Raw genomic sequence first — 11,076 nt, 5'->3', positions numbered from 1 at the left:
AATAATAGGTAATTTATACTACAAAAAAGAGACTACTCAGTTTGAGTAGTCTCCAGATCATATTTTTTAAAGATTTTTTTATTTCTTAATTGCTTTAACCGTTTGTTTAGAACCGTCTTTCATATTCATTACCACTAAATACATTCCTTGCTTCAAATCTCCAAGTTGAAGTGTAGAAGAAGGGTTGTCAATAGTTTTCACTACTCTTCCGGCAGCATCAACTACAGAAACAAATTTTACTTTAGCAGCATCTGAGATATTCAGAACGTCTACAAACGGATTAGGGTAAGCTTTAATCTCATTATTTTTCTTTTCAACTTCAGCTGTTGCAAGAGCTGAACAACCTTGCGTTACTGAAATACTATAGTTACCCACCCTGGTTGTAGCATATCCTGTAAGCAAGATATAATAGGTAGTCCCAGCAACTCCTGTAAATGTTAATTTAGGAGCATCATAAAGGGTAACTGCGCATCCTCCATCAGCATATCCTACCCCTGAAGTATTACTGAAACAAGTAAGTGAACCACAAGTACCTGTATATACTCTTAAATATGAATCATATTGTGTACCACAAGCATCAATGGTAATAGGACCGTTTTCGGTAGCTTTCACTGTATACCAAACTCCTTTATAAGATGCAGTAGTAGTGGTACCACCACATGTTGAAGAAGGAAGTGTTTCATCAGCAGCCAGGGCATTCACCCCTTGAGCCGTTCCGTTACAAGCTATCGCTGTAGCTGTATCACAAGTATCATTCGTTACAGGTGAAGGAGTTGTTACAGCAATCTGGAAATTAGATGTTGTAGTCGCAGTACTGGTAGAAGAATATACTCTCACATAATATGTTTGTCCTACTACAAGGTTTTGTAATAATACGTTTGAATTTCCATAAGCACCATCAAAACAAGTCATAGCTGTTAAAGCTCCACACGTTCCAGAATAAATCTGAGTACTTGTCGCATTATCCGTATATAAAACATGTACAAGGTGTGTAGCAGATGTAGCAGTAAATGAATACCAAACATCATCATTAATACCTGTTGCACTACATGTAGGCGCTGTAACACCTGCACTTTGAGTAGCGCTTACAGTAGAACCATTAACAGCATTTACGAAAGCATCTGTACTGCTCACGGAAAGAGATACAGCACCTGCACAATCGTCATTTGCCGGCGGCGGTGGCGGCGTTCCAATACAAATATTGAAAGCATTAGCATATAATGAAGTACCGTTTGTATTGGAATTATAAACTCTTACATAATAAGTCTGACCTGCTGTAAGACCTGTAAGCGGAGTATTTACTGCAGTACCACATTTAATACTTGTCAAAGTTCCACAATCACCACTAAATACCTGAGTATACAAACTTGTAGATGTTGAAGTCCCTACCGCAGTAACGTTTGAAAGCATTACCACATGATCAGTACCTGTAGCTGTAAATTTATACCAGACATCGTCATCAGCAGTTCCTGTACATGGGCTTACCGCCAGCCCTGAGTTAGTTGCACTTAAAGTTGTTCCGGATACAGGTGAAGCACATGTCAGTGTTGGGCTTACCGATAAAGAAACAGCGGCTGAACATTCGTCATTAGCAGGAGCCGCCGGAAGCGTTCCCATACAGATATCGAATGAATTCGCATAAAAACTTGCTCCAGAATTAGCATCATATGTATAGACTCTTACATAATAAGTCTGACCTACTGTAAGCCCCGTTAGGTTTGTAAAGTTCGTATTTGAGCTGATACATGTAGTACTAACCAAAGTTCCGCAAACCCCACTAAATACCTGAGCATACAAAGACGTTGTAGAAATATTTCCAACAGAAACTATATTCTTCAACTGGAAAGTGTGACCTGTTGCTGTAGCCGTAAATTTATACCAAACATCATCATCAGCAGTTCCTGAACAAGATCCAAGAGCAACGCCTGAACTTGTTCCACCTAATGTAGTTCCTGATGTTATACTTGCACAGCTCATATCAGGATTGATTGTAATAGCCACTGCATTAGCACAGTCATCATTTGCTGGCGGCGGCGGCGGTGTGCTTACACAAATATTGAAACTCGCATTAGCCGTGGCTGTAGTAGAATAAGTATAAGCTCTTACATAATAAGTCTGTCCAGGAGTAAGACCGGTAACAATATTTGTTTCCGGATCAGAACACAATACACTGGTTAAAGTACCACAGCTTCCTGACAATACCTGAAAATACATATCTGTAGTTCCCGTGGTAGTTCCTGTAGAAGTTATATTGGACAGAGCTATAACATGACTTGCAGCTGTAGCCGTAAATTTATACCAAACATCATCGTTCGGACCTCCGAAGCAAGTACCTGCAGACATAGATTCTGTAGCCCCCAAAGTATTACCTGGAGTTGTAGCAGTACAAGTTAAAGAAGGATTTACTATTAAATTCACAGCTCCTGAGCAGTTGTCATTGGCAGGAGGTGCTACTGTCGTTGTAAAGTTTCTTTCAGTACATCCTGTGGATACAACACCGCCATTATAAGCTGTGATTGTATAATAATATTGTGTATTAGGGCTTAGCTGCTGCGCAGAAGTAAGGGTATAAGTAGTAACATTCCCCAAATCAAAATTACTCAAAACATTGGAAGTACCCGCAGCTGTTCCGATACTTAATCTATACCCTAATGCTCCGCTTACTGCGCTCCAAGAGAAATTAGTTAATACAGGCAATCCGGTCTGAGCACTTGTAGGTGTACTCACAGAAGGACACGCCAATGTAGCCACGGTTGTAAAAGATCTTTCTGTACATCCTGTGGAAGCGCCTGCAGCATTTACAGCATATACCGTGTAATAGTATTGAGTATTAAAACTTAAAGAAGTAGTTAAAGTGTAAGAATTAGTAATCCCTACATCCTGCATATTCATAATATTGGTTCCTCCCGGTGTGGTTCCGATGCTGATCTTATATGATGAAGCATAGTTGGAAGCAGCCCAAGTAATCGTAGGCATTACAGAAACATTGGTTGCAGCCGCTGCCGGAGCAGAAACAACCGGACAGGCAGGAGCCGTTGCAGGAGTAAGTCCCAACAGGCCTGTAACTGATTTTGTGGTTGTTCTTGATCCTGTTGGAGGGGATGCAGGATCAGGGTTCACCGTATCGCTTCTAGAATACAACAACGAATTGGAAGGACCAGTGTAAGTATAGAATCTATTCGTTGATGCAGTATAATCAGCGGTATTTTCATCTATAGCTATAACAAGGTTATCCGTATTGTTATAAGCAAAAGGAGCCGTAAAATTGACAGTTACCTCTCCCCCGAAGCAGTTACAGTACCCGCAAAAACCTGCGTCATTCCAGATACGGGAATCCAATCTGTATTACTTGCAAAAGAAGTTTTGGTAGTGTGCGCTACATACACCACCCAATCTAATGATTTTGAAATATCAGCATTGTTTGGAAGATAAAACTTCATACCGGTAATATTACCGGCAGCACTGGCATTCATTTCACTTTTCGTAAAAATCTGCTGTGTGTAATTATATCCATAGTTGACATCAACCGGGACGTATCCGCCCTGGGACGTCCCACTTCCCAGTCCTATCTGGGCATTCATAATCGAAGCTATTAAAAATAGACTTAATAGTAATAATCTCTTCATAAATATATAATAATAAAAAGTTAGGGCTGTAAATGTATAAATATAAATCTGATTATTAATAGAAATATTAAAAAATATCATAAATCATTAAACAATACAGAATAAAACAACCATTAAAATGAAATAAAATCAAACGTTTATTTAATTTTAAGAATTATTTCGCAATTCAATAAAAAACATTAATAAATTGATAATCAAAACATTAAACTACCATATAATTAAAATAGACTTCAGAAAATTTTTCTATTTAACATAAAAAAACATCTATAAATTTTCATCATTATATTTAATATGTAGACAAAAAAAGAGTGACAAAAGCCACTCTTTATGTTTTAATATTAATTTTTTTAATTCAAATAAAACTCATATTTATTGAGAAGTTGAATTTCCTTAATCAAATCTCCATTCAAATCTACCGAATGTTTCATGGACTGCACTTCAATATCAGAACCGTCTTCAAGATTTTTAATAAAGAATTTCAGCTTTTGGTTTCCTTTATTCCTGTCGAGAACAGTTCTGAAAAAGTCGAGATCCTCCCGCCTTACATCCATCACATCCATCACCAGCGATATGCTTTTTGCAAACCGCTCAAACGCTTCCTGAAGTTCTATCACATCATTTACATTCACAAAAACTCTTCCGTCTTTTACCTGGGCAAATTTGATCTTAAAAATCACAAACCGCTGAACCTCCAGCTTCTCCTTCAATCTCATATAATCTCTATCTCCCAGCCTGAAAGAATACGATCCGGAATAATCTTCCAGGGTAACAAAAGCTACTTTTTCGCCACTTCTGAAGCCGTCTTTCACCACATATTCCGTAATCAGACCAGCAACCGTGTATTCTTTACCGCCGCCGCCATTTTCTCTTTCTTTCTGAAGGGTTTTCCAGTCTTTCTTTTTCTCTTCGAAAAGTTCTTCCTGTTTATTCGAAAAAGCCTGTTCTTTATAAGCATCCACCTCATCCAGATTCAGGAACAGGAAATTCCCTTTTGGCTCTGCCTTTTTAGTTACTTCTTCTACTACTTCCTCTTCACCTGCCACTATATCATCTGATACAATTTCCGCAAGATCTACAGCATCATCCTGTGTATCCTGTTCCAAAACCGGTGCTTCATCCGTCACTATTTTATCTTCCTCGTTTTTCTCAAGAACCGATTTTTTAGAAAGCTGTCCCTGCATAAACTGAAACTGAAATTTAAACTCATCTAACGGATGTGCAGAAAGATAGAAACCAATGATTTCTTTTTCTTTATTAAGCTTATGCATATTCGGCCATTCCGGGCAAGGTGCTAATTTCGGCTGTTCAATCTGAACTTCTTCCGCAAAATCTGCGAATAAGGAGTGTTCCATCTCGTTTTTACTTTCCTGGAAACTTTGCCCATATCTGATTAATCTTTCCAAATTTGTTCTCCCGGCCATATCAATGTCAAAATACTGACCTCTGTGGAAAGAATCCAATTCGTCGAAAGCTCCGGCAAGCACCAAACTCTCCGCTACCCTCTTGTTCATCTGAGAAGGCATTATTCTTTCGAAGAAATCGTAAATATTTTTAAACCTTCCGTTCTCTCTTTCTCTGGTAATTCCTTCACTTGGTCCTTCACCAATTCCTTTAATTGCTCCCAATCCGAAACGGATCTGGCCTTTTTCATTTACTGAGAACTTATATTGAGATTCATTCACATCCGGACCAAGTACATCCACGCCCATACTTTTACAATCTTCCATGAACATGGTAATTGAATCTGTATTGTTAATGTTATTACTCATCACACTCGCCATATATTCTGCTGGATAATTTGCCTTAAGATATGCTGTCTGATAAGCGATAAATGCATAACAAGTTGAGTGAGACTTGTTGAAAGCATATTCCGCAAAGGCTTTCCAGTCATTCCAGATTTTCTCTAACCTTTCTTCATTCAGGTTGTTTTTTCTACCTCCCTCAATGAATTTCGGGTACATTTTATTCAGAACATCAATCTGCTTTTTACCCATCGCCTTTCTCAGGGTATCTGCTTCACCTTTGGTAAAGTTGGCCAGTTTCTGGGACAAAAGCATTACCTGCTCCTGATAAACGGTAATTCCGTAGGTTTCTTTTAAATATTCTTCTGTTTCCGGTAAGTCATAAACAATCTCTTCAATTCCGTGCTTCCTGTTGATGAAATTTGGAATATATTTAATAGGACCCGGACGGTACAAGGCATTCATGGCAATAAGATCAGCAAAAACCGTTGGCTTAAGCTCTCTCATGTATTTTTGCATCCCGGGACTTTCATACTGGAAAATCCCTACCGTTCTCCCTTCTTTAAACAGCTGATAGGTTTTAGCATCATCAAGCGGAATAAGATCCGGATCAATATCTATATCATATCTTGCTTTTACCAGCTTCAATGCATCTTTAATGATCGTAAGGGTTCTCAGCCCCAAGAAGTCCATTTTCAAAAGACCGGCACTTTCCGCAACAGAGTTATCAAACTGTGATACTAAGATATCCGCATCTTTCGCTGCTATGGTGACCGGAACCAGGTTACTCACATCCTCTGGCGTAATAATTACACCACAGGCGTGGATTCCGGTGTTTCTGATACAGCCTTCCATCTTTTTAGCACTTGCCAAAACGGCATGTCGTGCATCATCAGGACTTTCAAGAACATATCTCATCTCGTCAACGAGCATCTGTTCTTCCGGTTTTAATTTATCATATTTAGCTAAAGCTTTTGCAATGTTCATCCCCGGACTCGGAGGAATCAGCTTAGCAATATTGTTGGTATCAGGAATGGGAACATCCAATACTCTTCCGGCATCTTTAATAGCAGATTTTCCACCCAATACTGAGTACGTAATAATCTGCGCTACCTGAGTTTTACCGTATTTTTCAACTACCCATTTGATAATTTTATCTCGCCCTTCATCATCAAAGTCAATATCAATATCGGGCATGGAAACCCTTTCCGGGTTTAGGAATCTCTCAAAAAGGAGATCATATTTAATAGGGTCTACATTGGTAATTCCGATACAGTAAGCTACAGCAGATCCGGCAGCAGAACCCCTTCCTGGACCTACCCAAACCCCCATATTGCGGGCTTCATTACAGAAATCCTGAACAATAAGGAAATATCCCGGATAGCCAGTGTTGGCAATTACTTCAAGTTCGAAGTCCAGACGTTCTTTAATATCCTCTGTAATACCATCTGCACCATATCTTTTCTTAGCTCCTTCATACGTAAGATAGGTAAGATAAGCCATCTCCCCTCTTTTTCCGCCGTCTACCTCATCTTCTGCATGGATAAATTCTTCCGGGATATCAAACTTCGGAAGGAGAACGTCTCTTTTTAAGGTATAAGGTTTAAACTTTGCGGTGAATTCTTCATAGGCATCAAAAGCATCGGGATAGGCTAAAAAGGCTTCTTTGATTTCATCAGAATTTTTGATGTAATATTCTCCCGTAGCCAATCCTCTTCTTTTACCAAATCCCTTCCCAACAGGTGTTGTCAGCTTTTCACCATCTTTGATGCAGCTTACAATATCCTGGATGTTAGAATCATCTTTATTGGTATAAAAAGTCTCGTTCTGCGCTAAAATTTTAACATTATATTTATCTGCCAGATACAGCAAAACTTCATTCAAATGCTCTTCTTCAGGCAGTTTATGATTCTGAATCTGCACATAAAAATCATCTTCAAAGGTATCTTTCCACCATTTGAATAGCTCTTCCCCTTTCTGTTCACCGGTATTTAGGACAGCATCAGGAATATCTCCCATAATTCCGGAAGTCAATGCAATAACCCCTTCTTTATATTGTGCTATCAGTTCACGGCTTATCCTTGGAACTCCAAAATAGAATCCCTTAAGGAAACCGATACTGGAAAGTTTGGCCAGGTTTTTATATCCATTAAAATCTTTCGCTAAAAGCACAACCTGCGTTCTCCTGTCCGGATCATCTTTGGTAAACTGCTTTTGCTCGTAACGTTCCGAAATATAAAACTCACAGCCCACGACTGGGATAAGCGGTTCGGAAACAGGTTCAATTTCGTTAAATTCTGTTCCGTTTTCTTCTGCTTCCTGCTTTTTTGCTAAGTATTCTTTATGCTTTTTTGCTCTGTCGCCATTTGCTCCTTCTACTGCTGAAACGAATTTAAAAGCTCCCATCATATTCCCGAGATCCACCATCCCTACAGCCGGGAAGTTATCATCAGAAGCTTTTTTAATCAAATCATTGATGCTAGAAGTAGCCGTAAGTGTAGAGAATACACTATGGTTATCAAAATTGAAATATTTACCTAAATCAATCTCATCAATACTTCCGAAATCCTGCTGCTTTTTCTTGTTATGAAAATCTGCAACCTGCCTTCTGATAACAATATTGAAAGGCTTTATCGGATCTGGATATAAGCTTCTGAAATAAGCTAACTGATCTTCTGAAATCTTTAAGGTATCAGCAGGCACTACCCCAATTCTTACCATTTCAAAGAAAGCTCTGGCGGTAGCATTTACGTCGGCAGCAGCGTTATGGGCTTCATCAAATTTGCTCCCATATAATTTTTCATAAAGTTCTTCAAGTTTCGGGGGTTTGAATCTTCCTCCACGTCCTCCGCTAAGCTGGCAGAAATCGGTTCCCAAAATCATGGTATCTGCTTTGGGCTTTTCCTGAAGGTTATCTTTCAGATCTTTTCTGTAAAATTCTGCTCCTACAATATTATAGTCGAATTCCACATTGTGTCCGGAAACCACTCTTATCCTTTCGAGGACTTTCGAAAATTCTTCAAGAACCTCCTTCAGATCCCGTCCTTCTTCATTGGCAATCTTTGTTGTAATTCCGTGAATACGTGCTGCGTTGAAGGGAATATCATACCCTTCAGGTTTTATTATATAATCCTGGTTTTCTATCAAGTTTCCGTCATCATCGTGTACCTGCCATGCAATCTGAACCATTCTTGGCCAGTTATCCGAGTCTGAAAGCGGAGCGTTGAAATTTTTTGGTAAACCGGTTGTTTCTGTGTCAAAAATTAAATACATATAATGTTCTAACTTTTTTATAAAAGAGAATGTAAAGTTACTTCATTTTTTCCAATAATTGTTTCATGGCCACGATACAAAGAATCAATAATATTCAAAACAAATCAAATGTAAAATAATTTAAGAATAACTCTAATTTTTTAAGTTAAATTAAAATAATATTAAAAAATTAGAGTTATATATTAAAACATCATTGACTATTAAAATTTTACTATAATTTTGATTCATTATACTTTTTAACAATTTACTACCTAAAATGAAGAAACAATTACTTTTATTCGGTTCTTTTGCCGTTTCACTATTAAGTGCACAAAACAACGAAGAATTGAACAGACAGTTTGAACGGCAGAGAATAGAAAACAACAGCAAGTTTGACACCTACGTATCTAAGAGATTTGGTACTGACAGAAGCCCTGAAACTTTAAAACAGATTGAATTACAAAGAGCCACCCTGGCAGGTTTTTTACCAGATAACAGGCCTTATTTTATGCAGGCGCATGATGGTGATCAAATTAAAAATTCCAATTCTGATTTTTTACAGGGGGGAACCATCACGGGATTAACAGGATCTTTTAATGGAGAAGGCATTAAGTTTACGATTTTTGACGGGAGTACTTCTTCAGGGGTAGCAAGAGTATTTGCAGGCCATGTATTTTTCAACAACCTTCCTAACAGAATAACAAATAAAGAAAGCAGTACCGTTAATTACGGCGATCATGCCACAGCTGTATCCAGCTTTATAGGCGCTAAAGACTATCCTTATACGGTAACATTTACGAATGGAACAACCAGACAGGTTAACTTCAAAGGTATTGCACCTAATTCTACCATTGACGCTTATGCTTTTGGAACGTCTATACTGGATGGAGAAACAACACAAAAGACTGTATTTCAAAAAATTGTTACAGCCCAGCCTAATATTTCTAATCATTCTTATGGCAGCAACCAGGGATGGGCAGATCCTCAGCTGATCAATAATGAACCTTCATGGGTTTGGAATGGAGCTTTCGCCAGCCCAAACACCTCTTTTGATGCTCAGGGAACTTACCACACCAATGATCGTGATTATGACCAGATTGTATACAACAACCCATCATACATCATTGTCAAGTCAGCTGGAAACTCATTTGGTGAGGGGCCTAGTGCTGATACCAGTACCTATAAAAAATATTATAAAGACAATAACGGGAATTTGGTGGAATTTGCGCCAACGGATACACTTCCCCCCAACAACTGTGCACAGGGATATGACTGTATAGGAATTGGATCTCTTGGAAAAAACATTATTGTGGTAGGAGCTACGGATAGAATCACCACTAATGACGGAAGATATACTGCTTCTTCAGATGTTATCCACTCCAGCTACAGCAGTGCAGGACCAAGAGACGATGGTGGTATTAAACCGGATATTACAGCGGTGGGAACAGAAGTGGCCAGCGCATGGACTGATAATAATGCTACAGGAGGAAGTAAAATAGATATTGGAGATGGCACTTCCTATTCAGCTCCTGTAGTGACAGGTATTATGGGGCTTTGGACACAGATTAACAAGCAGCTTTTCGGAGGAAGCTTATTAAATGCAGCTTCGGCTAAAACATTAATGGTGCATTCTGCTAAAGAAGCAGGCAATATAGGACCTGATCCTCAATTCGGATGGGGCTTTATTGATGCTAAAAAAGGAGCTGAACTTTTGGTAGGAAAATCCAACAACAGTATTATTTTTAATGATGAAACCTTAACCAGCGGAGTTGCTAATGTAAAAACGGTAAAAGCATCAGGTTCAGAACCGTTAAAAGTAACCATTTCCTGGATTGATCCTGAGTTCACCAACTTCACGAATCAATGGAGCAATATTTACAATAACAGAAGCTCCAAACTGATTAATGATTTGGATCTGAAAATTACAGATACCACTACAAATACGGTTTACTATCCATGGAAACTGGATGCCAATAATCCAATGACCCCAGCTACCAAAGGAGACAATACAGTAGACAACGTAGAACAGGTGGTGGTAGATGCCCCGGTTGCAGGAAGAACTTATAAAATAGAGATCACCAACAAAGGCATCCTGAAAAATAACACAGGCGGAAATGCTCCTCAAAACTACTCTGTTATCGTAACAGGATATACTGAATTATTAGGAACTAAAGATATTTCCAACCCTCTTAATAATCTTGCTATTTCTCCTACCATTACAAAAGATTTTACAAACGTTCTGAAAGCACCTAAAAAGTCTACGTTCAATGTATATGACCTTACCGGTAAAAAATTACAAAGCGGTATCATCAATAATGACAAAGAACAGATCGATTTATCTGCTTGCACAAAAGGAATTTACATTATTGAAATAAAAACAGACAAAGATGTTATTTCTAAAAAAGTGATCAAGGAATAACCTATATCTACAAAGATTTTACACAAAATACTAACAG

4 protein-coding genes are annotated in these 11,076 nt (G+C 38.5%); 1 reads left to right on the top strand and 3 read right to left on the bottom strand.

The window, feature by feature from the left end; all coding sequences use genetic code 11:
* Positions 1 to 78: 78 nt before the first annotated feature.
* From CLU97_RS06335 to dnaE, 3 genes are all read right to left on the bottom strand, one after another.
* Positions 79 to 3,339, bottom strand: a complete 3,261-nt coding sequence (locus tag CLU97_RS06335; protein ID WP_147436456.1) for a T9SS type A sorting domain-containing protein — start codon at positions 3,337 to 3,339, stop codon at positions 79 to 81.
* Positions 3,273 to 3,581 carry a hypothetical protein gene (locus tag CLU97_RS06325; RefSeq protein ID WP_121487174.1) on the bottom strand — a complete coding sequence of 103 codons (309 nt, stop codon included), beginning with the start codon at positions 3,579 to 3,581 and terminating at the stop codon, positions 3,273 to 3,275. Before CLU97_RS06325 ends, CLU97_RS06335 begins: the two co-directional genes overlap by 67 nt.
* A gap of 392 nt (positions 3,582 to 3,973) precedes the next feature.
* The gene (dnaE, locus tag CLU97_RS06320) at positions 3,974 to 8,641 is read right to left on the bottom strand and encodes a DNA polymerase III subunit alpha (RefSeq protein ID WP_121487173.1); all 4,668 of its coding nucleotides are present in this window, start codon (positions 8,639 to 8,641) and stop codon (positions 3,974 to 3,976) included.
* Positions 8,642 to 8,897: 256 nt separating this feature from the next.
* Between dnaE and CLU97_RS06315 the strand changes: the two genes are divergently transcribed.
* Positions 8,898 to 11,039, top strand: coding sequence for a S8 family peptidase (locus CLU97_RS06315; RefSeq protein ID WP_121487172.1), 2,142 nt, complete (start codon positions 8,898 to 8,900; stop codon positions 11,037 to 11,039).
* Positions 11,040 to 11,076 lie beyond the last annotated feature (37 nt).

This window comes from Chryseobacterium sp. 7 (assembly GCF_003663845.1).
In the GTDB taxonomy this organism is placed as follows: Bacteria; Bacteroidota; Bacteroidia; order Flavobacteriales; family Weeksellaceae; genus Chryseobacterium.
Note: the sequence above shows the minus strand (reverse complement) of the source record. Positions and strands in the feature narration are given on the sequence as shown.